This is a genomic window from Brevibacillus agri (genome assembly GCF_004117055.1).
Taxonomy (GTDB): domain Bacteria; phylum Bacillota; class Bacilli; order Brevibacillales; family Brevibacillaceae; genus Brevibacillus; species Brevibacillus agri.
In genome coordinates this window covers 572336-599095 of record NZ_CP026363.1, presented here as the reverse complement: position 1 = coordinate 599095, position 26760 = coordinate 572336, and the positions used below count along the sequence as shown (strand labels likewise).

General features: G+C 48.7%; 26 protein-coding genes. 3 read left to right on the top strand and 23 right to left on the bottom strand.

Annotation, left to right across the window (positions count from 1 at the left end):
- Positions 1–77: 77 nt before the first annotated feature.
- Positions 78–1373, bottom strand: coding sequence for an IS110 family RNA-guided transposase (locus tag BA6348_RS03245; RefSeq protein WP_023555147.1), 1296 nt, complete (start codon positions 1371–1373; stop codon positions 78–80).
- A 626-nt stretch (positions 1374–1999) separates the two neighbouring features.
- Between BA6348_RS03245 and BA6348_RS03240 the strand changes: the two genes are divergently transcribed.
- Entirely contained in the window at positions 2000–3559 is a 1560-nt protein-coding gene (locus tag BA6348_RS03240) for a recombinase family protein (RefSeq protein ID WP_122952685.1), read from the top strand.
- Positions 3560–3765: 206 nt separating this feature from the next.
- Here the strand turns inward: BA6348_RS03240 and BA6348_RS03235 are convergent, their stop codons facing one another.
- From BA6348_RS03235 to BA6348_RS03210, 6 genes are all read right to left on the bottom strand, one after another.
- The gene (locus BA6348_RS03235; protein ID WP_122952686.1) at positions 3766–4854 is read right to left on the bottom strand and encodes a hypothetical protein; all 1089 of its coding nucleotides are present in this window, start codon (positions 4852–4854) and stop codon (positions 3766–3768) included.
- Positions 4820–5446 (bottom strand): hypothetical protein, encoded by a 627-nt coding sequence (locus BA6348_RS03230; protein WP_122952687.1) that lies wholly within the window; start codon positions 5444–5446, stop codon positions 4820–4822. The genes BA6348_RS03235 and BA6348_RS03230 overlap by 35 nt, the downstream gene beginning before the upstream one ends.
- A gap of 61 nt (positions 5447–5507) precedes the next feature.
- Entirely contained in the window at positions 5508–6752 is a 1245-nt protein-coding gene (locus tag BA6348_RS03225; RefSeq protein ID WP_141333642.1) for a hypothetical protein, read from the bottom strand.
- 164 nt (positions 6753–6916) lie between these two features.
- Positions 6917–7396: a 23S rRNA (pseudouridine(1915)-N(3))-methyltransferase RlmH gene (rlmH, locus tag BA6348_RS03220; RefSeq protein ID WP_007780437.1), complete on the bottom strand. Its 480-nt coding sequence runs from the start codon at positions 7394–7396 to the stop codon at positions 6917–6919.
- A gap of 6 nt (positions 7397–7402) precedes the next feature.
- Positions 7403–7645 carry a CxxH/CxxC protein gene (locus tag BA6348_RS03215; protein WP_007780439.1) on the bottom strand — a complete coding sequence of 81 codons (243 nt, stop codon included), beginning with the start codon at positions 7643–7645 and terminating at the stop codon, positions 7403–7405.
- Between the two features lie 548 nt (positions 7646–8193).
- Complete coding sequence (locus tag BA6348_RS03210; protein ID WP_005831709.1) at positions 8194–9414, bottom strand: S1C family serine protease; 1221 nt, start codon at positions 9412–9414, stop codon at positions 8194–8196.
- A 276-nt stretch (positions 9415–9690) separates the two neighbouring features.
- On the opposite strand from BA6348_RS03210, the gene BA6348_RS03205 reads away from it, so the two are divergent.
- Positions 9691–9927 carry a hypothetical protein gene (locus tag BA6348_RS03205; protein ID WP_122952689.1) on the top strand — a complete coding sequence of 79 codons (237 nt, stop codon included), beginning with the start codon at positions 9691–9693 and terminating at the stop codon, positions 9925–9927.
- Here the strand turns inward: BA6348_RS03205 and BA6348_RS03200 are convergent.
- From BA6348_RS03200 to BA6348_RS03175, 6 genes are all read right to left on the bottom strand, one after another.
- Positions 9922–10710, bottom strand: a complete 789-nt coding sequence (locus tag BA6348_RS03200) for an MBL fold metallo-hydrolase (protein WP_007780446.1) — start codon at positions 10708–10710, stop codon at positions 9922–9924. The genes BA6348_RS03205 and BA6348_RS03200 overlap by 6 nt on opposite strands.
- Positions 10711–10753: 43 nt before the next feature.
- Entirely contained in the window at positions 10754–11527 is a 774-nt protein-coding gene (locus BA6348_RS03195) for a two-component system regulatory protein YycI (RefSeq protein WP_005831717.1), read from the bottom strand.
- Positions 11514–12896 carry a YycH family regulatory protein gene (locus tag BA6348_RS03190; RefSeq protein ID WP_005831719.1) on the bottom strand — a complete coding sequence of 461 codons (1383 nt, stop codon included), beginning with the start codon at positions 12894–12896 and terminating at the stop codon, positions 11514–11516. Before BA6348_RS03190 ends, BA6348_RS03195 begins: the two co-directional genes overlap by 14 nt.
- A complete protein-coding gene (walK, locus tag BA6348_RS03185; protein WP_025846297.1) occupies positions 12893–14716 on the bottom strand; it encodes a cell wall metabolism sensor histidine kinase WalK in 1824 nt (607 codons plus the stop codon). The genes BA6348_RS03190 and walK overlap by 4 nt, the downstream gene beginning before the upstream one ends.
- Positions 14716–15426, bottom strand: coding sequence for a response regulator YycF (gene yycF, locus BA6348_RS03180; RefSeq protein ID WP_005831723.1), 711 nt, complete (start codon positions 15424–15426; stop codon positions 14716–14718). Before yycF ends, walK begins: the two co-directional genes overlap by 1 nt.
- 184 nt (positions 15427–15610) lie before the next feature.
- Positions 15611–17107 carry a LysM peptidoglycan-binding domain-containing M23 family metallopeptidase gene (locus BA6348_RS03175; protein ID WP_122952690.1) on the bottom strand — a complete coding sequence of 499 codons (1497 nt, stop codon included), beginning with the start codon at positions 17105–17107 and terminating at the stop codon, positions 15611–15613.
- Between the two features lie 257 nt (positions 17108–17364).
- Between BA6348_RS03175 and BA6348_RS03170 the strand changes: the two genes are divergently transcribed.
- Positions 17365–17736 carry a hypothetical protein gene (locus BA6348_RS03170; RefSeq protein ID WP_122952691.1) on the top strand — a complete coding sequence of 124 codons (372 nt, stop codon included), beginning with the start codon at positions 17365–17367 and terminating at the stop codon, positions 17734–17736.
- 75 nt (positions 17737–17811) lie between these two features.
- Here the strand turns inward: BA6348_RS03170 and BA6348_RS03165 are convergent, their stop codons facing one another.
- The 10 genes from BA6348_RS03165 to ychF all read right to left on the bottom strand — a co-directional run bounded on the left by BA6348_RS03165 (position 17812) and on the right by ychF (position 26750).
- Positions 17812–18021 (bottom strand): hypothetical protein, encoded by a 210-nt coding sequence (locus BA6348_RS03165; RefSeq protein WP_007780462.1) that lies wholly within the window; start codon positions 18019–18021, stop codon positions 17812–17814.
- A gap of 170 nt (positions 18022–18191) precedes the next feature.
- Positions 18192–19478, bottom strand: coding sequence for an adenylosuccinate synthase (locus BA6348_RS03160; protein WP_005831731.1), 1287 nt, complete (start codon positions 19476–19478; stop codon positions 18192–18194).
- Between the two features lie 181 nt (positions 19479–19659).
- Positions 19660–21009, bottom strand: coding sequence for a replicative DNA helicase (dnaB, locus tag BA6348_RS03155; protein WP_005831733.1), 1350 nt, complete (start codon positions 21007–21009; stop codon positions 19660–19662).
- 24 nt (positions 21010–21033) lie between these two features.
- The gene (gene rplI, locus BA6348_RS03150; RefSeq protein WP_025846303.1) at positions 21034–21477 is read right to left on the bottom strand and encodes a 50S ribosomal protein L9; all 444 of its coding nucleotides are present in this window, start codon (positions 21475–21477) and stop codon (positions 21034–21036) included.
- 26 nt (positions 21478–21503) lie between these two features.
- A complete protein-coding gene (locus BA6348_RS03145; protein WP_007780468.1) occupies positions 21504–23441 on the bottom strand; it encodes a DHH family phosphoesterase in 1938 nt (645 codons plus the stop codon).
- 4 nt (positions 23442–23445) lie between these two features.
- Positions 23446–24333, bottom strand: a complete 888-nt coding sequence (locus BA6348_RS03140) for a DUF2232 domain-containing protein (RefSeq protein ID WP_242507439.1) — start codon at positions 24331–24333, stop codon at positions 23446–23448.
- A gap of 105 nt (positions 24334–24438) precedes the next feature.
- Positions 24439–24669, bottom strand: coding sequence for a 30S ribosomal protein S18 (gene rpsR, locus BA6348_RS03135; protein WP_005831740.1), 231 nt, complete (start codon positions 24667–24669; stop codon positions 24439–24441).
- A 41-nt stretch (positions 24670–24710) separates the two neighbouring features.
- Positions 24711–25190, bottom strand: a complete 480-nt coding sequence (locus tag BA6348_RS03130; protein ID WP_007779761.1) for a single-stranded DNA-binding protein — start codon at positions 25188–25190, stop codon at positions 24711–24713.
- A 29-nt stretch (positions 25191–25219) separates the two neighbouring features.
- Positions 25220–25507 (bottom strand): 30S ribosomal protein S6, encoded by a 288-nt coding sequence (rpsF, locus tag BA6348_RS03125; protein WP_005828370.1) that lies wholly within the window; start codon positions 25505–25507, stop codon positions 25220–25222.
- A 142-nt stretch (positions 25508–25649) separates the two neighbouring features.
- A complete protein-coding gene (gene ychF / locus BA6348_RS03120; protein WP_005828368.1) occupies positions 25650–26750 on the bottom strand; it encodes a redox-regulated ATPase YchF in 1101 nt (366 codons plus the stop codon).
- Between the last annotated feature and the right edge of the window lie 10 nt (positions 26751–26760).

Genomic DNA, 26760 nt, shown 5'->3' with positions numbered 1-26760 from the left:
CCTGCGGCTGCTCCGTGCTTCTGTTGTCATTGGTTTACTTCCAAGCTCTTGTGAGAAACGAGAATTATCGTTTGAATTTAAGCTACCATCTGTATTTGGGACTGGCGTACAGGTCCTAATACGTCGGACGCATTGTACGGAATGCACTTCGTGCCTAGTGTGTACAGTACGCGAATGAGCTTCCCGCAGAGTGCCACTATAGACTGCTTCTTCTTGAGCGGATTATGACTTCGCTTCGTAAAGTAATGGTGCAACGCCTTGAATTCGGCGTTTTTGGCGACCATCGGCATCATCGCCCGAAATAGCAAGGCTCTTAGTCGGGATCGTCCACGCTTGGTAATCGTGGACTTGCCCTTCTTCTTGCCGGAACTGTTCTCTTTGAGGTTAAATCCAGCAAGACGGATGATCTGCTGCCCATGGTCATAACCGCTAAGATCACCAACTTCAGCCAAGAAGCCCGCCAGCGTAACAACGCCGATTCCTGGTACTGTCAGCATTTCATTTGTACCTGGAATTTGTGCAAGCAATGCTTCCACTTGCGCCATGATTTCTTCAAGTTGCCTTGAGAATAGTTCATATTGTTCCAGTAAGGCCTTGAGCTCGATTTTCGCCGCCGTCAGCCCTTCGGTAAGTCCAATTGAGTTTGTGGCAGCTTGTAGGAGTTGCGCTGCACGTTTGGAGCCAACCGCTCGCTTCACGTCTTCCTTCCATCGGTTCACGATTGTACTCGCGCCAAGCGATACAATCTCCTGTGGCGTCGGAAATTCACGAAGCGTGATGAGCGAGGCCTTTCCTTCCCAATCTTTAAACACAAGGCTGTACTCCGGAAAGAAGCGATCAAGCCAGTTCTGGATACGCCGTTGGACTTGACCGAAGTTCACCATCACCTTCTCTCGAAGGTTCATGAGAATACGAAGATCGGCATAAACGCTCGTAGGCAATTTGGGCTCGCTGTACTTGCCATTGCGAACTAAATCAGCGATTAACCTAGCATCCTTGTAATCATTCTTCGTCGGTGAATTGTCTTCAAGTTCTTTGCTTTTATTGACGTGATGAGGATTCACGATAACGACTTTGATGTTTTCTCGATGCAGAAATTCGGCCAGTGGAAACCAGTAGTGTCCGGTTGGCTCAATGCCCAAGATGATATCCGTCTTGGCGTATTGCCGCTGAAGCTCCTTCATCCACGAAACGAGTTTCGTCAGGCCAGAATGGTCATTGCCGAACACACAGTCCTTACCAATCTCGATTCCGCGGAAATCGACAGCTCTGGCAACATGCGTTTTCTTGGCAATATCTGCACCGACAACAAGGGTTAATTCGGTAATTTGTTGAATACGTTGATTCTGCTTTTTCGATTGCTTATACTTCATTGTGGAGTACCTCCTGTACGGGTAATTGTTCTTTGGACGGAACGTTTCCCAGTTTACAGAAGGTGCTTTTTTTATTCAAACCCCAAATTCATTCATTACAGGAATGGCTCCTTAACTCGGCAATGAGCTTGGTTGCTGAGCAGATGAAGTCGGCAGGATAATAACCATACCCGCCTAAGGATACAAACCTTCTAGTTCTGCTCATTTTCCTCTTACCTTAAATGATCGAATGACAAATCGTTTTCTTCCACGATTTCTAAGTGTGGTATGCTGTCCCGTCCATTCTTTTAGCCTGTGCTGTAGAATCCTATCCCAGCAATACAGTCCAAACAACACACATAACACATCCAGTCCCGTCATTGCCGTTCCCTCCAAACATGTCCACTTTACTTCTAAACTCTCCCGCTTCTGTAATTGGCTCAAAGTGTTATCTATATCTCAAAAAGCCTGTAATCTTCACAGTCGTCATAGATACAGGGAGTAAATTTTGATGTTCTCGCCTTCTTTTATGTAGAGCATTTTCACGAAAAAAGGGATTGAGATGCGGTTCCCTCATCGAAAAAATTTGTGTTTGATGAGGCTCTGCCAAGTGTGGAAATGCACTGATTCATAGGGAGGCGTTGTAGATGTTTGATAACTTGAAATCCGTTGCGATCTATGCTCGAGTAAGTACTGAGGAGCAAGCTGAGGAAGGTTACTCTATACAGGCTCAGTTGGACACATTGAGACAATATGCTAAACAAAACCGATATATAGTTTCCAAGGAGTATAAAGACGAAGGTATATCTGGCAAGTCAATACAGAATCGTCCTCAACTCCAACAGTTACTGCGAGATGCCAAACAAGGGCTGTTTCAAGAAGTGATCGTTTGGAAGATTAACCGGATTTCACGTAACCAACTTGATCTGTTGACCATCGTAGACGAACTGCAAAAACATGGTGTTTCCTTCCGCAGCTATACCGAGAATTTTGAAACAGAGACACCAATGGGCAGATTTGCTCTCCAAATGATGGGGTCAGTTGCGGAACTGGAGCGTAATACAATTGTCGATAACGTCAAAATGGGCATGAAACAACGTGCCAGACAAGGGAAATGGAACGGTGGTAAAGTTTTGGGGTATGAGTCTGTTGAAGTGGAAGGCAGTACATTCCGTAAACGAAAGGAGACCAGACTCGTAATTGTGGAATCAGAAGCGGCATTGGTACGGATGATCTTTGAAAAATACGCCAGTGGAAAAGGGATAAAAGCGATTGCCAATGAACTAAATCACCTCGGCTACAAGACCAAATGGGGCAAGCCTTTTAGTGTAGTGGCAGTTAAAGACATCCTGAATAACCCGCTTTATGTAGGCAAAATCCGTTTCAATAAACAAGAGAATTGGACAGTTAAAAGACGTAAAGGTACCAATGCCAGCCCCATTCTGGCAGATGGTGAGCATGAACCAATCATTTCTGAAGAACTCTGGAACACCGTACAAGCCATGTACAAGACAAAATCCGAAAAGCCAGCACAGGTGTTTCATGGCTCCTTTCCCTTTACTGGGGTCATGCGCTGCCCTATGTGTGGGCATGGTATGGTTGCTCAGCGTGCCACTCGTAAAAACAAGAATGGGGAAATCAAATACACACTGTACTATCAATGTGGACAGTTTGCCAATAAAGGCTCTGCGGTATGCCGGGCGAATAGCGTTAGGGCAGATTATGCTGAAGAAGAGATTCTTGCTCGTATAGAGAAGATAGTAAGCCAGCCACAAATCACAGAAGATGTGGCAAGGGAACTGGGACAACGACAAGAAGTGGATAAAGAGCCACTAGTACAGGAATTGAAACATCTGGACAAGGAACTGGCAGATATTAAGCGTAAGATGGGCAAGTATATGGGGCTGTACGAAAACGATATGCTCGAAGTTGAAATATTGAAAGCAAGATTTCAGGAGCTAAAGGAACAGGAGCAGAGGTTGTCGGCTCGAAAAGCGGAAATCGAGTGCCAGTTGCAATCTGGTGAAGCCGCTCCAATACCGTTTGAAGTGTTGAAGGGTATGTTGAGGGAGTTTCGGAATGTGTTTAAAAGGGCTGATCATGCGAAGCGGAAGCAGCTTGTCCATGCGTTGATTAAGGAAATAACGGTGACGAAAGATAGGAAAATTGATAGTATTGAATGGCAGTTTGATAGCATGCTAAATTAATTGTTAGCTGGGGTAACGTATTTTTTGTAAGATAAGGCGAAGACAATGATACACTTCGCCTTACTCAATGTATTCTATTGTCCTGAAAAAAGTCTCAATTAGGGAAAGTACTTCCTGGTATATTTTGGTTGGTCAAGCACAAAATTATTGGCAGAAGCGCTAGTGAATTTGGTTCATACAAATCTTAGGATTTTTTGTTCTTAAACTCAAAATTTCTCGTATTGAATATTTATTGATTCTTGCTGTAGTAGTATGCTTTTATCATTGTCATGGGTACTAATTTTAACTTTTCTTTGTGGAGTAAATGTAACGCTGTCTCTTTTTATCTCAGGAGTCAATCTTATCCTAGTTAATGCATCTAGATTTTGATTATAGATTTTAATTTCACCATAGCAATTTTCATTTATACTAACAAACGCATCTTCTAGTAAATCTAGAGACTCTTTGTGCATCATTCCTACTTCAAATATATCTAGAATTGTACCATAACATTTAAAAATTATTTCATGGTTGTGGTTGAATATATTGATTACATATCTGTAATTCTTCATCATTATTGGAAAATAGATATTTAGTTCATAGCTATTCAAATTATTTTCAACAGGGTTTGAGTATAACTCGACAATCGGACAGGTTTTATACAAAAGCTCACTAATATCAATATTTTGCTTACTAATGAAATCGACGTCTAACAATTGATTCACTATTGGCAAATATCCCTTAGTTAATGGATTTTTATTATTCCTAGACTGATTAATAACAAAAAGAATTAAAATAAATATTGTAGCCATTAGAAACCAAAAGGAATATAACCCAAAATCAACAATGCTCTCTACTGATAGGGTGCCATTTAGCCTAAGGATTGAAAATTTAGAATAAATTAAGATTATAGTTCCCCAAAAAACAAAAGACAAGAATGATAGCAATAGTAATATGAAGTATATATAATTTAGAAGTCTATCTTTCGCTGTTAAAGAATGGTATTTTATTAGTCCATGCCTTAATTCCTCAAGTGATAATGTATAGGGTCTATAGAAAGAGTTCAAAATTTCAGTTGCGGCTATCAATTTGTGTTCATAAGAAAATGTTACGAATATCGTCAAGATAGCTACCAAAGACATTATTCCTGCATAAATCCAACTTAACAATTCTGCTTTGTCGTTTATATTAACCTTAGATAAATCCTGATCCCCATAAATGTAAACAATCACTAAAACTGCTACAATAGATAAAAAAATAACAAATAAAAATGTACCCCACCTAGTTAATATTTCCCGTAATTTTAACAATGACATCCAAGATCTCCTTTATCCCATCTGTATCATTAAACGAGACTACTGATTGGCTATCCAAGTAAAAATAAATGTTATTGCTTTTTAATGTAAGATTGGTTATTAAATTTGAATCATAAAAATTTCTAATTTCGCTCCTACCTATTTCTTCATTGTTTATTTCCCAAAAAATATTTTCATTATAAGTCGTAGATGGTTTTTTAACATGGTAGTTTATTATTTTGAACAACGTCTTTTTTTCATCTAATCGACCGTTAATAAAAATATTAAACAGATTTAGTTTTTTGAAAGAAACTTGTGAGATGTCTATTAACTTTTTTATTATGAATACCATCTTACTTTCTGAATTTAAAAAGAAACATATTATGTTACTTGGTCCCAATAATAAAAAGCTAACCGTTTTTTGTTCTCTACCTACAATTTTGTCCCTCACCCTAATATGATCAATCCACGTATATGTTACTTTAGTGTAATCTGAACAATCTTCTTCAATCTGAAATTTATCAAACAAAGAAGTATTTATCTTTATACTATTTTTTATTCTATTGATATCATCTACATTATAGAACACACAATTTCGCTCTAGATCAAACATATTAATCCCCCCTTTCCGTATTCTTGGTAAAGAAATATATCTAATATACTCTGGTTACAAATTAAAACTTTTTAATATCACTAAGACTTTTTATTTCAGCCTTATACCCAGTCGAGTGTAAGATGGTTTCATTTGCACTAACAATGCTTTGCAATACTTCTTTGATTTCTTGATCTTCATTGTCTAATTTGTTTAGCAATTTTGCTACTGATTCAATAGTAATGATTACACTATTTTCAATAACCTCAGTATAGACCTGGTCTTTTTTGGCAAACCGTTCATAAATTGAGTTTAACAATTTCTTAATTCTTAGAAGGTCACCAATCCCTTGTTCGCACATTTTAATATATTCTTCTTGAATAATTTCCATTACCCTATTTTTTAGTTGCTCATTGGTTGTATCAACAATAACTATCTTCAGATAATCTAAATCTTTTCCTTTTAGTGAAAATTGAACTGCAAACGAATTTCCATTAAATGAGGCCTTAAGCTTAAATTGAATGATATCTTTACCTAAAGTAATATATTCACATGCCAAATAAGATGTAAGTAATTGATTTCCATTCATTGTTACATCTTTAACGTCATCTTTTTCACTTCCAACTTTGAATTTTATTTCCTCAAATCTAGCATCTATACCTTGGTCTTTTAATCGGTTATAGACCAAGTCTAAGAGAATTGTAGTTTTATAACTAGCATTCTCAGAGTGTGTATATGAATTTGATTTACTAATTCTATATGTTGATAAGGGCCATCTGCAAACATATTTCAAATAATTAAGAACCATATCATGGATAGCATCGCTTCCTGCATTAATTGATACAACTTTAGTACTTAAATTAATTACCACGTTGGCGGTATCAATCGCTGTTAAGCTATCCAAATCCTTAATTCCAGTTTTCCAACTCCCCTCAAATTCTTTTATACGAAATTTTAGAGAGAATGTACTAGTTTCAAAATTTGTAACCTTAACAGTCACAGTGTTCCTTCCAGTAAATGGGTGATCCAGTTTCTCATATTCTGTCTTTAATGTTGTTAAATCCTTTCCATATAGAAAATCAGTATTTTCCAATTTGTGGGTATAAGCAGGCAATCCGATCACTTTTTTCATTACAGCCATTTCTACAAAATCTTTAATTTCTTCTGGCCTTATGAACTGTTCAAGTAATAAAAATTCCTGCATTAAATCCTTTTTCTTTATTTTCTTTCCTGCATCCCAAGTTGGGCTGTATTTGCTAATTAGCTCCTTAACATCTTCGGTCTTTAGTCTTGTATATAACTTTTCCAAAACACCTTTAACGTACATATTTTTGTTCCTCCAATTCCAAGTCCCCTTTTGATATATGAAAAACAGTTCAATTCTCACATCTATTTTATATCCATTTTCCATAAAGGGGTACTTTTTCCTATAGTATCTCTTTCAAAATTGTAGTGAACTTTTTCTAATAAATCAAATTCAAACCGTTGCCGCTACTTGTGATACGGTTCCCCCCGACTAATCCGAAACCCCCGATAAACCTGCTCCAACAACACCAACCGCACCAACTGATGCGGAAACGTCATCTTCGAAAAAGACAACAGCGCATCCGCCCGCTTCAGCACCGTGTCTGCCAGCCCGAGCGATCCGCCGATTACGAACGCCACCTGGCTGCGCCCGTGCAGCGCCAGCCTGTCCAGCTCCGCCGACAGCTTTTCCGACGACCACATCTGCCCCTCGATCGCAAGTGCGATCACATACTGGTCCTGTTTGATCTGCGCGAGGATGCGCTCGCCTTCCTTGCGCTTTACCTGCTCCATTTCGGCCGCGCTCATTTCTTCCGGGGCTTTTTCGTCGTTGACCTCGATTACTTGCAGTTTGCAGTAGGCAGACAGGCGCTTGCTGTACTCGTCGATGCCCTCGCGCAAATACTTTTCTTTCAGCTTGCCTACGGTGATAATCGAAATTTGCACGTTCGTCTACATTCCTTTCTCTTTCAAAAGCGCAATCTGGCCTGGCTCGCCGCATACCCGGCAGCGCTTGTCGGCTGCGCTGTCGTCGATCGCCTGTGCCGGATACGTGTCCGGTGCCGTCTCGAAGTCGTTCACGTAGTCATCCAGTTCCTGCTCCAGATGCTCCATGCAGGAAAAACGCACCGGATATCCCGCTTGCAGCTCCACTTCCTTGCCCTCTATGCGAATGCTTTCCATCATCTTGTCCATCTCCATTGCCTCTTTTCCGCGCATTTTCATGTCGCTTCTTATTCTACCCCAGAACGACAGCAAAACAAATCCATGACGTGCTGATTTGCTGCTCCGAACTAAGCTAAGCTGACACTTCACCCCAGTTTCCACACAAAAAAAGAAAGCGCCGATCTCAGCTCGACGCTCTACAAAGAAGGGATCTATTTTACAAATAGATAGAGGGGGGAACTACTTATATGCAAACGGGACAAAATCGTCCCGGAATTGCTGTCAGTTGTTGCTGGCGAGACGCTCCGGTTTGGCAACAGGCTTCCAGAAGACTTCTGGATTCCGTCTTTCACCAGCCACCAGAGCGCCGCCAAGCTCGATCTTTACTCACGGAGCGGACTTGCATTCACAGCCCTTATTCATGCTACATGCCATGCCATGCCATGTCCGCATCTCCATCTATGGAAACTCTATGAAAGGAAGCGCAACGCCATAGCAACAACGCAACGCTTGCCATCCATAAGCTTAATCGACCACAAAAGCCTTACTGTTGTTACTCACAATATCACGTCAACTCATCACTGCGGTGTTTTCGTCAGCTTGACAGTAGCCGTCTTCTTGAAGCCGTCACGGTAGTACGTAATCACAACCGTGTCGCCCGGCTTTTTGTTCAAGGTCAGGAACTTGCGCAGTTGAGCGCCGTTGGCAATGTCCTTGTTGTCCATTTTGACGATGACGTCGTATTGTCTCAGGCCGACTTCGCCCGCTGGGGAGAATTTGCCGACTTCGCCTTGGATGACGACCCCTGCTTTTACTTCATCCGGCAGGTTCAAGGTTTCTTTCCAATGCACGCGCGGCACGTTGGTCAGGTCGAATGGCTGTACGCCGAGGTAAGCGCGTTCCAGCTTGCCTTTTTCCATCAACTCGCTGACGATGACTTTCACGTCATTGATCGGCAGGGCAAAACCAAGACCTTCTACACCGGCTTTGGAGATTTTCAGCGTATTGATCCCGATGACCTGTCCTTGAATGTTGACGAGTGCGCCACCGCTGTTGCCCGGGTTGATCGCTGCGTCCGTTTGCAAAACATCCAGCTCCCAGTCGTCCTGGCCGTCTTCGTTAAAGTCCATCGGCATGGAGCGCTCCAGAGAACTGATGATGCCCTGTGTCACCGTGCGGGAAAACTTCATGCCCAGAGGGTTCCCGATGGCGATCGCCGGCTCGCCTACTTGCAGCGTGGAGGAGTCCCCCAGCTCGGCAACGGCGGTTACCTTGGAGCCGTCGATTTCCAGGACGGCGAGGTCGGCGTACGGGTCAGCACCCAAAACCTTCGCGTCCACCTTTTCCCCTGTCGGCAAGGCGATTTCCAGCTTCTGCGCCTGGTCGATGACGTGGTAGTTGGTGATGATGTGGGCTTTGCCGCCCTTTTTCTCGAAAATGACGCCAGAACCTTCACCCTGCTCGACATCTTGCGTATTGCTGAACCAATTGCTGCGGGCACGGCCGATATTGATGACGCCGACAACCGCGTTCTCCACTTTTTTCACTGCGTTTACTGTACCGGTTTCTACCTTTACAGATACAGGCGTGGCAAACAGGTTGGCCGCGGGATTGCTCATGACGTTTGACGCTCCTGGCTTGACCATATTGATATATCCGGAGTTGGAGAGAGTCGGCAGCATGAGCAGGACGACCATTCCCCCAATCACCGCCGACGTTACGGACGTCAAGACAGTGCGACCGATAGAACCGCTTCGTTTTTTCCGCTCCACGTGAGTCAAATCATCGTAAAACCCCATGATTCACACTCTCCTTCTTCCTCTACTAATACTAGGGTTACAGGTTTTTCATTCTCCTATACCCCTGTGTCAGCCGATTGCATGTATGAGTTCGTTGCTGTCTGTTCCTTTTGACACCTTTAGTATACGTCCTGGTTTCGGCAAAATCGCGTGAGAAATATGGAAAGGTTGTGGAATGAAAAAAGCAAAAAGCCCTCGGAATATTTCACCGAGAGCGCGGATATGATAGATTAAAAGCTTTTTCTGACACCAGCTAAAAGAAAGGGTTGATAGAGTATGAAAGAAGTACAGCTCATCGCCAAGCTCGCCGATCTGCAGGAAACGGATTACCACAATACGCTTGTCCTGCATGCCCTGATCGACCTCCTCGTTGCAAAAGGACTGCTGACGCATGACGAGCTGACAGCCAAAGTAAAGGAGCTCGACAGCCAGCTCAGCTTTCAGCTCGATACGATGGTCAAGCTCTCCGATGCGATCAGCAGCCGCCAGACCCGGATCGAACCGCTCCTATAGCTCTTCCAGCTTGGTCGGGCGGTCCGGGTAGGTATCGCGCAAATGCACGTCATCCCCGACGGTCAGCCCCTTTTCTTCCAAAATGTTTTTCACCGTCAGTCGGGCCAGGTCGATCATGTTGTTTTCCTTGCTCAAATGGGCCAAATACACGCGCTCTGCTCCGCCCGTCAAACACTCGGTCAAAGCGTCGCCTGCCGCCTCGTTCGACAAGTGGCCCACGTCGCTTAAAATGCGCCGTTTAATGCTCCACGGATACTGCGACATACGCAGCAGCTCGACATCGTGATTGGACTCGAATACATACGCGTCCGCACCGCGAATCGTCTCCTTGATCCGGTCGCTGACATAGCCCAGGTCTGTTGCCACACTGAGCTTTTTCTTGCCGTGATAAAAGCAAAAGCCCATAGGTTCCGCCGCATCGTGCGAGATGCCGAACGACTCGATGCCCAAGTCCTCCAGCTCCCGCTTCTCCCCTACGGCAAACAGGCGCTTTTGCTCTTCCTTGATCGCGCCAATCTGTCCGTTCAGCTCCGCCCACGTTTTTTCATTGGCGTAAATCGGCAAATCGTATCGCCGCGCCATGACGCCGACCCCTTTGATATGGTCGACGTGCTCGTGGGTAACGAGGATCGCGCTCAAATCGGCAGGATTGACGCCGATTGTTTGCAGCGCCGCCTCTGCCTGCTTGCCTGTAATCCCCACATCGATCAGCACGGAAACACGGTCTGTCGCCACGTAGATGGCATTGCCTGTGCTCCCGCTTGCCAACACACTAAATCTCACCGAACATCCCTCTTCCCGTCGCTTTCCCTGGCTGTCTATTTGTTCATCGCTGCGTGACCATCGCCCGCTCCAAAGCCCCGGTGAACGCGTTGACAAAATGCTGCTTGCCATCGTGGACGACCCGCCATACCGGAGCCAGCGCCTGAATATCCGCATCGTATGAACCGTAATAGCCCAGGCTTACATTCTCAATCCGTTCACCCGGCTGGATAATTTGCTTCTCGACCAGCGAGAGCAGCGCCTTGTAGCCGGAGATGACCTGCCGCCCGCCTTTTTGTTCCCGCACGTGGAAAAACGTTTGCCGATAGCCCAAAATCGCTCCGTTTTCCAAATACACTTCCAAAGGGGCGACGAAGATCGGCATTTTTTCGTGAACCTGCCAGTACAGCAGCCGTGATTGATTCGACTGGTACGAATCCGGCCCGTACTGCTCGGCGTACATCAGCCTTGGCCCGATCTGACGCAGCAGCTCATTCGGCGTCAGTTGGCCGCGAATCTGAATCGGCGGATCCAGCCTTGCCGCAAGCGACATTTTCTCCACCGTAGCCTGAATGCCAGGCAGCTCAAGCAAGTTAATCGGACTGATTCCGACGTATTCCGCATCGAGATAAGCCATCTCCGGAGTTTCTTGCGGAACCTCTGTGTCCAGGGCAATATTTTGCTGATTCAGATACAGCTCCATATTCCACTTTTCTCCCTGCGCCACTTCCTTGTCATTCCAGAGGCTGATGCGCGTCACGTACACCTGATAGAAAAGAAACAGATCGAGCAGAAGAAAGGCCCAGATCAGAATGGTCTTCGTTCTACTCCAATCCATGCGCCCCTCCTCCTCCCTGCTTCACTCGCGCGAGAATGTACAGATTCCCCTGATTCGCCAGCTCGACGATCCAGGTCGGAACCAGATCGACGTATCCGTCTCCTATGACCGTTTGATAGGCGAGGTAGGCATTTGTGATTTGTTCCGTATCGGCCAGCTTTTTGTCCCGGATCAGCTTGTACAGCTCCGGCCCCGACATGATCGTCTGCTCGTTGTTGCCGATGTATTTATCCAGATCGAGCAGGGAACGGCTCATCGTTACAACCTGTCCCGCTTCCGATGTAATCTGGATCGTATCAATCTGGATCGGCTCACTTGTGCTCACCAGAGGATACGCCCCGACATACTGGCGGAAGGTGATTAAATCTTTTTCATTGTAGCTTTTCTTGATTCGTTCAAAATGAAAATCGTCCAGCCAACCGAGATGCTTGTTGATAAACGTAACCGCACTCTGGACTTTTTCCTCGTCAGACAGCTCCTGCGCCCGCTGCTGGTAAGCCGGGTCTGTGAAGGTGATCGCCTGCTGCTCTGCCCTCAACTGGATGGATCTGCTGCCGTCTGTGAAAATGACTGTTTTGTCCCGCTCCATGATTTGTCTGACCAGCGACTGGTCGATAAAATACGCCTCCATCAGCCGCTCGTTGGTGACAGGCACATAGCTGTAGCGGAACTGCTGCATCCGCATCTGGTTTTTCGGCAAGTAATACATGCTCCAGATCGGCGTCGGGCCTTCGAGTACCGAATAAGTCCGCTCCGGCCTGACGACCTTCATGATTTGCTCCGGCATAGAACTGCCGGAAGCCAAGTACGACTCCCGCAAATCTTTTGGGCTGATCGAAGTACGCGAACGCATCATGCGACCTTCCTCTGTCGAGAGAAACAGCGCATAGACGACGTCCTCGTCTTTTTCGTAGTACAGCCACAAGCGGTCAATGCCCTTGATGCCGCTGTCATACTCGTCGCGAAACGTGACCAGTCGCGATACGATCGACAGCGGTACTGTACTGCGAAACCGGACCTCCAGCCCCAACTTTTCCCGGGCAATTTCCCCCCACTTTTCATTGGACAGCGCAAACGGGGAGAAATCGAGGAAAATCCATTTCGACATCTCGCTTACGATCAGGCTGTAAGGCGCATCTGTCGCTACTGCACGCGTATGGCGCTCTTCCCCGTAATGAAACACGACCGACTCCGGGGTCACCAATTGCTCCAGCGTCTTTTCCTTAACCGGTTTGGACTCTGTGTATTGTGCGGGCTCGATGAACTGCAAATTGGGCTGGTTCGACCACAGCATAGCTGTCAGGCAAAAGCTGGCCACGACCAGCAGGATCAGCAAGACGGTCTTGGCAGGCTCCAGCATCCGCTTCATCCCGCATTACCTCCTTGGGCAAATGGGACCCAGAACGTCACCGTCGTCCCCACGTTCCATTCGCTGGTAATCTCGATATCTGCGCCGTGAGCCTGAACCAGTTCGCGGGCGATAGCCAGTCCCAAACCTGTGCCGCCTTGTCCACGCGAGCGCGCTTTGTCTACCCGGTAAAACCGTTCAAAAATTCGCTTCAAATCACGGGCCGGTATCCCGATCCCTGTATCGCTAATCGAGATTTGCACCCGCTTCTGACTGCGGTTTTCTTTGGCGGACAGCACGACCGTGCCGCCTTGGGACGTATATTTGATCGCATTGGACAGCAAATTGTCCAGCACCTGGTTGATCGCATCCAAATCAATGTACACAGGCGGCAACTTGTTTGGCACATCAACAGTAAGCTGTACCTCCTGCTGCTCGCTGAACATGGAAAAGCGATCGGCCGCATAGCGCAAAAGCCGGCTGATGTCCGCCTCCTTGCAGTGCAGACGCACGCCCTGCGAATCGAAGCGGCTAAGCTGCAGCAAGTCATTGACCAGGCGAATCATCCGCTCTGTCTCGGACATGGTCACCTTCAAAAAGCGATTGGACAGCTCCGGCTCATCTACTGCACCGTCCAGCAAGGCTTCCACGTAGCTTTTGATCGTCGTCAGCGGAGTGCGCAGCTCATGCGAGACATTGGCGACAAACTCCCTGCGCTGCTGCTCCAGTCGCTGCTGCTCGGTTACATCCGCGACTACCGCGATGATCCCGCCCTTTTTTCCGCTGTCGTGCTGCAAAGGCGTAAACGTCACGCGCAAAATGACTTCTTCCTGATTCGGGAGGCGCATTTCAATAAACAGCGGCTCCTCCTGCGCGTACAAAGACATCTCTTCTTCGGGAGGCAGGCTGAGCAGATCGGCCAGCGTCCTTTTTTTTCGCAAAACATCTGCCATGCGCACTTGCAGCATCTCTTCCGCTGCGCGGTTGAACAAAATAATCTGCCCGTTGCGATTGGCCGCGATCACGCCGTCCGTCATGTTGCTCAAAATACCCGCGAGCTTTTCCCGTTCTTCCTCCTGCTGCAAAATCGCTTCCTGCAGCCGCAGCGTCATGTGGTTAAAGGCCATTCCCAGTTGGCCGATCTCGTCGTCGCTGTACACCCGCACGCTGCTGTTGAAATCGCCGTCGGCAACGAGCCTTGCCTGTTTGGTCATTTCCTTGATCGGCTTGGTAATCGTTCGCGCGAGCACGACCCCCAGGCCCGCCGTAATGACGAGCGCAAACATCGTGCCCGTCGCCAAAATCCCGTTCATTTTACGAATCGTCGTGTAGGTGCCTTCCATCGAAGCCATCATGTAGACTGCGCCATAGACGATCTGGTCGCCTTTTACGGGCAGCACCAGCACCTTTACCCTTGCTCCGGTGCGCGGGTCAATCCGCATCGACTCACTGCGCGTTCCGAGCAAAGCTACTGTGACCTCCGGCTGCGAGGTGCGCTGACCAATCGTGCTCTTGTCCTCTGTCGTGCTGACCACTGTTCCGGTCTGGTCGATGACCTGCACATTGGCGCCGTTTATTTTCACCAGGTTGTTAATGAGGTTGTCGATGTCCTGGCGGTTTTGCTCCGCGCTCGGCTCCTTCCCGTCGCGCGGCCGCAGATCGCTCTCCAGCAAACTCGCCAAAAGGCTCGCCTGGGCATTGAGCGCCTCTGAAAAGTTATTGATGTAATAGCTCTCCACTTCCCTGGCAAAATAAGCGCCGATGAACTGCATGGCGAGCAGAATCAGCAGCATGTAGATGACGACCATTTTCCACTGGATCGTTTTGAACAGCCGCCTCATCATCCAGGCGTGCCTCCCACCCCGGGATTGCGCATGGTGTAGCCTAATCCGCGCCGCGTAATAATGTACTTCGGCTGGCTCGGGTCGTCCTCGATCTTTTCGCGCAAGCGGCGGATCGTGACGTCCACCGTCCGTACATCGCCAAAATAGTCGAAGCCCCACACCGACTGAAGCAAGTGCTCCCGCGTCAAAACTTGTCCCTGATGACGGGCCAAGTACATCAGCAGCTCAAACTCGCGGTGCGTCAGATCCAGCGGTTCTCCCGCCTTCTCCACCGTGTACGAGTTCAAATCAATTTCCAGCTCGTGCACACGCAGCAGATGCTGGCTGTCTTTTTCCTCGGCTCTTGGGCGGTGGCGGCGCAAATGCGCTTTGACCCGCGCCACCAGCTCACGGGTACTGAAAGGCTTGGTCACGTAATCATCCGCTCCCAGCTCCAGCCCCAGCACTTTATCCAGCTCCGAGTCCTTTGCCGTCAGCATGATGATCGGCACGTCGTGCGTTTGCCGGACAGCCCGACAGACGTCCATTCCGTCCCTGCCCGGCAGCATGACATCGAGCAAAATCAAATCCGGCCGCTCATCCTGAACGACAACAAGCGCTTCGTCGCCATCGTAGGCGCACACGACCTGATACCCTTCTTTTTCAAACGTGAACTTCAATATATCTGCAATCGGCTTTTCATCGTCTACCACGAGGAGTTTTGCCATCCCGCTCCCTCCTTTTCTCTATAAGGATTCCACTTCGAACATCGCTATTCCTCTACAATACACCATGTCCACCCGGCATAGAAGCCCCTGCCAGCCACTCCCTGCCTTTCGCATCGTCAAAGTGCCGACATAGCAAAAAGGGCTCCTCCAAAGAGTCGCCCTTTTCTATCCAAAAATTACATGTCTATTTTAAGAAACGCATCGGGTTCTGAACTCGTCCATTTTGATGAACCTCAAAATGGAGATGGACACCGGTAGAGTCTCCGGTCGAACCTTTTACGCCAATTTTCTTCCCTTGTTCAACTACATCGCCGACCTTCACGCTGATCGTGCTCAAGTGGCCATACAGCGTTTCCATCCCGTTTCCATGGTCGATGATGATCGCTTTTCCGTAATCGCCGTCCCAGCCCGCGAATTTGACGCGGCCGTTGTCTGCCGCCATGACAGACCCTGATCCGGCAATGTCGATTCCTTTGTGCAGTCGGCCCCAGCGAGAGCCGAATCCGCTGCTGATATATCCGCTTGCAGGCCAGCTCAGACGGCCTGTCCCACGCGAAGGAATAACCTTTGTTCCGCGCTCCATGATTTTTGCGACTGGCTGTGCAATGACTTCTTGTTTGACAACCTTGCGCTCGACAACTTGTCCATTTTCTTTCACGACTTCATACTGAACGAGCTTCGTACCGTTTTTGCCTTCTTGAACAACTTTTGTTTCCCCTTTGGGAAGCTTGTCATTGTTGTTGATCTGGGTAGGGAATGCAATGACTTCTTGCTGCGAAACGTCTTCCTTCACCCGTACCGTAACCAACGGGCGAATCGCTGTGACGTTGATTTCCTGTCCTAGCTGCAAAAGCGTGTTTTCCGTAATGCCAGGGTTATTGGCATAAATGTCTTTTGTGGTAATTCCGTACTTTTTGGCAATACAGCCGATGCAATCGCCCTCAACTACCGTGTGCTTCAGTTCCTTGAAGGTGCCCTTGACCAAAAGCTCTTCGACTTTTTCGGCAGGCAAAATTTGAGCTGCAGGTACTGTTTCCGTCTGCAACTCTACGTTTTCTTTGAAAGTCACTTCTTTTATCGGGGTTGCCTTCATCTCCGCCATGGACGCCGCCGCTACTGCGGCTTTTTTGCCAGTGAGAATAGGCACGCCGGAATATTTTTGCTTCACTTCGGCCAGCACTTCTTCAGCCGATTGCTGATCGGGCAAGTAGCCAACCACTTTGCCGTCGATCACCAGCTTCACTGCCTGAACCTTGATGTCTGCCACGGAAGCCAGCGCTTTGACTGCGGCATCGTTGTCAAAAGGAGCCTTGAACTGGCGCTCTTCCTTGAAGGTGATGTAATCCGCCAGCGTCAGATTCAGCCCTTTTTTGGCTTTTTCTTCTGCCAGCTTTGCTGCCGTCCAATCCTGAATGACCTTAGGATCGTTCACCACACCGATTTCCTGTCCGTTTACGATGACGTGATAGACCGATGTGACATTGCTCGTATAGTAATATTGCGCCGAAGCTCCGGCGGCCACCGTCACCAGCAATCCCGCTGCGATGGAAACCGTTTGCTTTTTATGTCCCTGGATGTACGAGCTTGTACGTTTCATTGCACGTTTCGCCAGATCGCTGCAATCCCGAACGATGCGTTCGGACCGTTCCTGCAGCTTGGCCTTCCACTCAGACCATTGCATAACTTGTCCCTCCTGAAAACAGATACAGCTATCTCGTTCCATTTCCTGAAAATTTTAAATATACCGACTAGGTCATATATCCCAATGTTTAGTTACCAATTATCTGCCAAAATGCCTAAAGAAACCAACTATGTCGACTTTACCATAAATTTCACGACAACATCAAGTGTAAATTGCTGTCGAATAAAAAATATGACGAAGCGTCACCATATGGACATACAATTGGGGGTTTTTTTCATTACTGGGAGGCTGATTACGTGAAAGAACGCAACATTTTGGCTGGATTCCATACCGAGGATGAGGCGAAACAGGCAGAAAATGCGCTTCGACAAGCCGGCTTTACGACCATTCAAATCGACAAAATCGGCCAATTTCCAGGGGACGGATTAGAACAGATCACCACCCCGCTCTCCGGCGATTTTCCGGGGGTAGGGGTGCTGACACTGGCTGGCGATTTTCCAAGCGGACCGGATGCACGCATCCTGGCAGCGGCGAATCCGGATGCCAGCGGGCTGTCCGATCGCGGTGACGATAATCTGACCCGTACGGTGCTGCTGACTGCAGTCGTTGCGGAAGAACGGGGGGACGAAGCGATCGCCATCATCCGCTCTCATAGCGGCCTGATCTGAAATGTGAAACACAATAAACAGCCATCTTTCCCTTTTTGGAGGAAAGATGGCTTATTTCGTCTCAGGCATCCAGGCTTACACCTCTTGCATTGATGTCACGTCTTTCAGGGCGAGTCTGCGAATCGTCGTTTTCTCTGCGTCGTTTTGCTGCTTGTAAGTGGTGATGAAGCAAAGGTAACCGTTGTTGAAATGAGTCATGGTCCCCTTGATAACGACGCCGTTAATCATTTTCACCTGTACGTTTTTCCCCAGCAGCTTCTTGGCTTTTTGGTCAAACCCCATCATCACGATCACCTCTCCATTTCTCCTTATGTCTAACCTTATGCCCAGAGGGTGCCGTTTCTTGTCTGTCCGTAAAAAAAGGAAAAGCTGCCGAATTATCGACAGCTTTTTTCATACGGCTTGCCCATGAAAATGGTCAGGCCGACTTTTCTGCTACGACGTTGGAACTAGGCTTATCCCCAGATGCCGCGCACAACAACGGTTTGCTCGCGATCTGGCCCTACGGAGAAGATCGACATTGGGATACCTGTCAGTTGTGTGATGCGCTCGATGTAGTGGCGAGCGTTTTCTGGCAGGTCGTTCAGATTGCGAACACCGGTGATGTCCTCGGTCCAGCCTGGCAGTTCTTCGTAAACAGGCTCGCATTTTGCCAGCAGGTTGAGGTTTGCCGGGAACGATTCAATGATTTCGCCATTGTATTTATACGCTGTGCAAATGCGCAGAGTCTCAACACCAGAGAGCGTATCCAGCTTGGTGATAGCCAGACCAGTGATACCGCTCACGCGACGGGCATGACGAACGACTACGCTGTCAAACCAGCCTACGCGGCGGGCACGGCCGGTTGTCGTACCGTACTCGAAGCCAACCTCGCGGATGTGATCGCCAGTAGCGTCAGTCAGCTCAGTCAGGAACGGACCGTCACCTACGCGAGTGGTGTACGCCTTCGCTACACCGATTACTTGATTGATTTTGGTTGGTCCCACGCCGGAACCGATAGTCACGCCACCCGCAATCGGGTTGGAGGAGGTGACATAAGGATACGTCCCTTGGTCGATGTCGAGCAGTACGCCTTGGGCCCCTTCAAAAAGAACACGGTTTCCGTTGTCAATCGCATCGTTGAGCACAACAGATGTGTCGGTTACGTATGGACGAATGATTTCTGCCAGAGCGAGGTACTCATCCAGTACTTCTTGCAGGTCAAAGCCAGTCGTATTGTACATTTTCTCCAGCAGCATGTTTTTCTCTGCCAGGTTGCGTTCCAGCTTGCGGGCAAACTCATCGCGATCCAATAGATCGGCAATGCGGATGCCGATGCGAGCTGCTTTGTCCATGTATGCCGGGCCGATCCCTTTGCGGGTCGTACCGATTTTATTTGCACCGCGGCTGTCTTCTTCCACGCCATCCAGCTTGATGTGGTACGGCATGATGACATGCGCGCGATCGCTGATTTTCAGATTGCTAGTGGAAAAACCGAAGCTGTGAATGTACTCCAGCTCTTTTACCAATGCCTTCGGATCGATTACCATACCGTTTCCGATTACGCAGGTCTTGTCAGTATAGAAAATTCCGGATGGAATCAGGTGCAGCTTATATTTGTTACCATCAAAAATAATGGTATGGCCGGCGTTGTTACCCCCTTGGTAACGTGCCACTACCTCTGCGCTTTCAGCCAAATAGTCTGTAATTTTACCTTTACCTTCATCGCCCCACTGGGTTCCGACGACAACGACTGTTGACATCGAAAAACACCTCCTGATATCATCATGTCCTTTTGGGCCTGAAACAATCTAAGTGTACTAAACCATTTCTTGCATGTCAACGGAAAATACGAACATTTAAATAGTGCAAAGATTATATGTTCGGCAATTCAAGCAAGAAAAAAAAGCCGGAATTGCTCCGGCTTTTTCTCCATTTGCTCTATTATCCAGCCTGATTTCGAAAGCGCTGATCCAAGCTTACGAATTTGTTAAATTCTTTGAGGAATGCCAGCTCTACCGTCCCGGTCGGGCCGTTTCGCTGTTTGGCGATGATGACCTCGATGACGTTTTTGTTTTCCGTTTCCTTGTCGTAGTAGTCATCACGGTACAGGAACGCAACGATATCGGCGTCCTGCTCGATCGAACCGGACTCGCGGATGTCGGACATCATCGGGCGCTTGTCCTGCCGCTGCTCTACGCCACGGCTCAACTGGGACAAAGCGATTACGGGAACATTCAGCTCACGGGCGATTCCTTTGAGCGTACGGGAGATTTCCGATACTTCCTGCTGGCGGTTGTCTCCCTTGCCGCGGCCGTGAATCAATTGCAGGTAGTCGATGAGAATCATGCCCAGGCCGCGTTCAGCCTGCAATCTGCGGCATTTTGCGCGAATGTCCTGCACGGTTACGCCTGGCGTATCATCAATAAAAATCGGTGCCTTCGCCAACGTACCAATCGCCATCGTCAGCTTCTGCCAGTCGTCTTCCTCCAGCGTACCGGAACGCATCCGCGAGGCGTCCAGATTGCCCTCGGCACAGATCATACGCTGTACCAACTGGGAAGCGCCCATCTCCAGAGAGAAGATGGCGACAGTCTCTCCAGCTCGTGCAGCGACGTTTTGCGCGACATTCAAGGCAAAAGCCGTCTTCCCGACAGAGGGACGGGCTGCCAGAATGATGAGGTCACTGCGCTGAAATCCGGCGGTCATTTTATCCAAATCGGTATATCCGGAAGGAATCCCGGTAATGTCTCCACGCCGTTGACTCAAAAACTCGATCCGTTCATACGTTTCCAGAAGCGCGTCTCGGATTGGCGTAAAACCGCCGCTGTTGCGGTTTTGCCCGATCTCCATGATGTACTTCTCGGCATCCGCAATGATCTCCGTTACGTCGTCCTCGCGGGAGTAACCGTCGTTCGCAATTTTTGTTGCCGTATGAATCAAGCGCCGTAGCAGCGCTTTTTCTTCTACAATTTTGGCGTAGTATTCGATATTGGCCGCGGTCGGAACCGAGCTGGCGATTTCGGTCAAATACGTGACGCCGCCGACTTCGTCTAACAGCTTGTGGTCCTGCAGCTCAGCGGTTACGGTAACCAGATCGACTGGCTCGCCCTTTTCGTACAGGTCCACCATGGTTTGAAAGATGCGCTGATGCGCTGTCTTGTAAAAATCCTCCGGACGGAGAATCTCAATGGCCGTGATTAAAGCTTCCTTAGACAAGAACACGGCACCCAGCACTGATTGTTCCGCTTCCTTGTTCTGCGGCGGCACACGATCCAAAAACAGGTCGCTCACGTCACACCCTCCAGGATTGCGTCATTATTCTTCTACCACGTGAACTTTGAGTGTCGCAGTTACTTCGTTGTGCAGCTTGACTTTGATTTGCGTTACGCCAAGCGCGCGGATGGCGTCCATCTCCAGCTTGCGTTTGTCCAGCTTGATTTTGAACTGCTCTTCCAGCGCTTGTGCCACTTGTTTGCTCGAAATTGCGCCAAACAGTCGTCCGCCCTCGCCGGCTTTTCCTGTTACTTTTACTGTCAGCTCGCTCAGCTTCGCGCCCAGCGCTTGTGCTTCCAGCTTTTCCTGCTCCTTGCGCTTCTCTTCGCTGCGCTTTTGCGCATCCAGCGTTTTTATGTTGCTATCTGTAGCTTCCTTCGCCAGCTTGCGCGGCAGCAGGAAGTTGCGTACGTAGCCTTCAGACAGGTCTTTGATTTCGCCTTTTTTGCCTTGGCCTTTTACATCTTGAAGAAAAATGACTTTCATCATCGTTTCCCCCTTTTCAAATTGGCCTACACGACCGAATCAATCGCTTCTTTCAAACGTCGAGTCGCTTCCTTCACGGAAATGCCCTGAATTTGCGTGGCGGCTCCTGTCAGGTGTCCGCCACCGCCCAAGAGCTCCATGATCGCTTGCACGTTGATGTCGCCCAAAGAGCGTCCGCTAATCAGGATCGTATCGTCTCCCCGCTCGGCAATGACAAAAGATGCCTGGATGCCCGAGAGCGTAAGCAACTGCTCGGCCGCCTGGGCCACCTGGACTTGCGTGTAGTTCTCGGTAGGATCCCCAATGGCAATCGCCATATTATCTCTGTACGTTTCCGTGTTCATAATGATGCGTGCCCGCTTCACATACTGCGTCAAATCTTCCTTCAGCAAACGTTGAACAGCAGCCGTATCGGCCCCGTTGCGCCGCAGGAAGGACGCCGCTTCAAACGTGCGCGAGCCTGTACGGAACGCAAAGCTTTTCGTGTCTACCACAATCCCTGCCAACAGTGCGGTGGCAATCAGATTGTCGATATTCAAGCGCTCGCTCTGATATTGCAAAAGCTCTGTGACCAGCTCAGATGTCGAAGACGCATACGGTTCGAGGTACAACAGAACCGGCTCGATAAACTCTTCGGAGCGTCGATGGTGGTCAATGACGACGATCCGGCTTGTCTCACCGAGCAACTTCGGCTCAATGACCAGCGAAGGACGGTGCGTATCGACAACCACGAGCAACGTGCGGCCCGTCACCAGTCTGATCGCCTGCTCCGGCGTAATAAATGTTTCAGCCAATTCCTCATTGGCGTAAATCTCCCGCATCAAGCGTTCGACAGAGTTGTTGCCTTCATCCATGACGATATAGGCTGCCTTGTTGTGCAACTGCACGGCCTTCAATACACCAAGCGAAGCACCGATGGAGTCCATATCTGGCTGTTTGTGGCCCATTACGATCACATGCTCAGCCTCGTGGATCAAATCACGCAGCGCATGGGCGATCACCCGTGCCCGAACGCGCGTCCGTTTTTCTACCGCATTTGATTTGCCACCGTAGAAGGTGAGCTTGTTACCGATCTTGATCGCGCACTGGTCGCCACCGCGGCCCAGCGCAATGTCCAAGCTCGATTGGGCCATTTGCCCCAGCTCGATGTACGTCGTCGCCGCTGCCCCAACCCCGATACTGAGCGTAATCGGAATTTTGTTGTCAGCCGTCATTTCCCGAACCACATCGAGAATGTCAAAACGCGTTTCTTCCAATTTATCAAGGGCTTCCCGTTCCATCAGCGCCAAAAATTTGTCAGCCGTGATTCGGCGAAGGTATATGCCATGTTTGTTGGCCCACTCTGTAATCACACCAGCCACGCTTGTCGACAAAAGCGTACGGCTCTGATCGTCCATGACTTGTCCAACCTCGTCCAGGTTGTCGAGGTGAATAATGGCGAGAGCAGCCTTTTCGCGATGGTAACGCGTCGTCAATTCTTTGAAGTCCGTAATGTCCTTGAAATACAAAAGACGCTCATCGGACCGAACCATGACTTCGTAAACCCGCTCATTGTAAGTAAATTCGAGCCGTTTTTGTTCCGGCTTCCACACGAGTTGGGGGAATACCTCTTGAAGGCTCTTCCCGATCATCGACTCATCCCCGGACATATGTGTCATGAACGGGTTGACCCACTCGATTGCCTTTTCCTCGTTGTATAAGAGAATTCCGATCGGCAGCTCCTGAATAACGCCTTCTCCGGCTTTTTTCACGCGGTGAGTGACTGTCGCCAAATACAGGCGCAAGTCCCGCTGAAATCCTTTTTCTGCTTGAAGGGCGTATAGAACCAGGCCAATCAAGCAAACAATGCCGATCGCCCCGTACATCCAATGGTGCAGGGTCAAAATCCCCAACAACAGCAAGCTAAAGCTGAGTGCCAGGACCATGTGCATCCCGTACCAACGCTTTAACAGGAATTTGGGCATCTCCTCAGCCCCTCTTCACTCTTGTTTCCAGTTTTTCACGCAAACGAAGCCCTAAGTCAAATATCCCTACCAGACTAAGTATAGTGCTTAAGAACGGAAAAATAAATAGACAGACAACAAGCACTGGAGTCAATCTCTTCCACCCGTACAGGTACGCTGCAAACAGGCAGAAGCTCAAACCTTGGAGTGTAAAAATCCCGTCCAGCATGACTTTTACGTTCATGATGGCGGTCTCCCAGAACGTTCCCTGCATGCTGCCGCCAAACACCAGAATGCTAATCATGGCGAGGAAATAATAGTACAGCAAAGATCGCGGGAAACTCCACTCCCGGATTGGCTTCAACGCCGGAATCGGCTTTTTGATCCGTTTTCCAATCAGGCTGGCCAATCCATGTGTGATCGCGCTGGAGATAAAGCTGAACATCACGATGCTCGTAGGCAGCACCATTTTGATAAGAGCAACCGTCTGGTCAAATTGCTCTTTTGTCACGAAGGAAGGGCGCATTTGAGCGGTCTGTTCCAGCATGGTCTGGAAATTCAGGTTCATTCCAAATGCCATGAAGGCAAGCCCGAAAACGGTGCTGAGAAACACAACACCAGCTCCGGCTACAATCGCCGGAAGTGCCTTCCCTCTTTTCGCATAAACAATTCCCATGGCAGAGCCCCAAACCGCTCCGCTCAAGGCGATCGCAGCAGCGATCGGTCCTGCGATGATCCAGCCAAGGAACGTGTACACGACAGAGATCCACACCATAATCGACACGTTGCGGCTTACGGCCAGGAAAATAAACGGCAGCGGTAAAAGGAAACTGACCAGTGCTCCCAGTACGGTATATGTACTAAGGAACAACAGTACCAGTGCAATACCCAGCATCAGGGCATTTTCAGCCAATTGCTTCGTTTTGGAAGGCATGTCAGCACCTCATTTGCGAGTAGCGAAAAATATGGAAAAAAGAGGGCCACGCAATTGTGTCCCCCTTTTTATCGCTTGTGTAAATTATTCAGCCGTGTAAGGCAGCAGTGCTACTTGACGAGCGCGTTTGATCGCAATTGTCAAAGCACGTTGATACTTCGCAGAAGTACCAGTTACACGACGTGGCAAGATTTTGCCGCGTTCGCTGATGAATTTTTTGAGCAAGTCTACATCTTTATAGTCGATGTGCTTGATTTTGTTCACTTTAAAGAAGCATACTTTACGACGCTTATTAGGACGTCCTTTGCGTGCCATGATAGTCCCTCCTTCTTAGGAATGTGAAAGTTTTACGATTCTTAGAACGGCAAGTCGTCATCAGAAATGTTGATCGGCTTGCCTGCACTCGCGAAGGGATCACCAAACGGATCAAAGTCATTGTTTCTCTGACCGGATGGCTTGTTTCCGCCACCAAATCCTGGTCCTGGATCGTATCCTGCGTTGTCTCCGCCGCCTTCATTGCCTCGACCGCCCAAAAATTGAACGTTCTCCGCAACGACCTCTGTTACATATACGCGTTTTCCTTCTTTATTATCGTAGGAGCGCGTTTGAATGCGTCCTTCGATGGCAGCTTGTCTTCCTTTGCGCAAGTAGCTTGCACAAAGATCGGCAAGTTTTTGCCAAGCGACAATATTAATGAAATCGGCTTCTCTCTCGCCTGCCTGATTGGTGCGAGGACGATTGACAGCCACGGTAAAAGTAGCAACGGCAACGCCATTCGGCGTGTAGCGAAGTTCAGGATCTTTCGTCAGGTTGCCGATGAGAATAACTTTATTCATCTTGGTTCCCCCTCTGACCGCGACAATGATTACTTCTCATCACGAACGAACATGAAGCGGATTACGTCGTCGTTGATTTTCATCAGACGCTCAGCTTCCGCAACAGCATCAGCGTTCGCTTTGAAGTTCATCAGAACGTAGTAACCTTCACGGAACTTATTGATCTCGTACGCAAGACGACGTTTACCCATTTCTTGAAGCTTAGAGATTTCGCCACCGTAGTTGGTCACAATTTCACTGTAACGAGCTACATTGGATTTTACTTTCTCTTCTTCAAGGTCTGGACGCAATACATACATAACTTCGTATTGACGCATACCTTTTCACCTCCTTATGGACTTTGCGGCCCTGTACGGGCAAGGAGCGAGTGCTAAAACGAAACGCACAAAACATGCACTCCATAAATACTCGCATTATCGTATTATAGCAAAACGCCTATAGTGAAGCAACTATTTCGTACTAAACATTGAAGCGGAAATGCATGACATCTCCGTCAGCCACAACGTACTCTTTCCCTTCAAGACGGTACTTCCCGCGCTCTCTGGCTGCCGCAACCGATCCAGCATCTACCAGGTCGTCGTAAGCAATAACCTCTGCGCGAATAAAGCCGCGCTCGAAATCGGTATGAATCACGCCTGCCGCACCTGGAGCCTTTGTGCCCTTGCGAATGGTCCACGCGCGCACTTCCTGTACCCCTGCCGTAAAGTAGGTAACCAGACCGAGCAGCTTGTAAGCAGCGCGAATCAGGCGGTCCAGACCGGACTCGGCCAAACCAAGCTCTTGCAGGAACATTTCTTTGTCTTCGCCTTCCAGTTCAGCAATTTCTGCCTCGACCTTGGCGCTGATGACAACGACCTCTGCTCCTTCCTTCGCCGCATGCTCGCGAACAGCCTGCACGTGAGGATTGTTGTCTGCGTCATTGATTCCGTCCTCTGCCACGTTGCACACGTACAGCATCGGCTTGATCGTCAAAAGGTGCAGGTCGCGAATCCATTTGCGCTCTTCGTCGTCCAACTCCACGCTGCGCGCGGACTGGCCTTCTTCGAATGCAGCCTTCAGTTTTTCCAGCACGTCCAACTCCTGCTTGGACTCCTTGTCGCCGGATTTCACCTTGCGCGCGATACGGTCGATACGGCGCTCGACTGAATCCAGATCGGCAAAAATCAGCTCCAGATTGATCGTTTCGATATCGCTCAGTGGATCGACACGGCCTGCCACGTGCGTGATGTTTTCATCCTCGAAGCAGCGAACGACATGCGCGATCGCGTCTACTTCCCGGATATGTCCGAGGAACTGGTTGCCAAGCCCCTCGCCTTTGCTCGCGCCTTTTACCAGGCCGGCAATGTCCACGAACTCAAATGCCGTCGGAACGACTTTGTTCGGCACTACGATCTCTGTCAGCTTTGTGAGACGCGGATCCGGAACTTCTACGATCCCCACGTTCGGGTCAATCGTACAGAACGGGTAGTTCGCCGACTCCGCACCCGCTTGTGTAATGGCATTGAACAGTGTTGATTTCCCCACGTTGGGAAGCCCAACAATACCGCAAGATGCACCCATCTATATACAC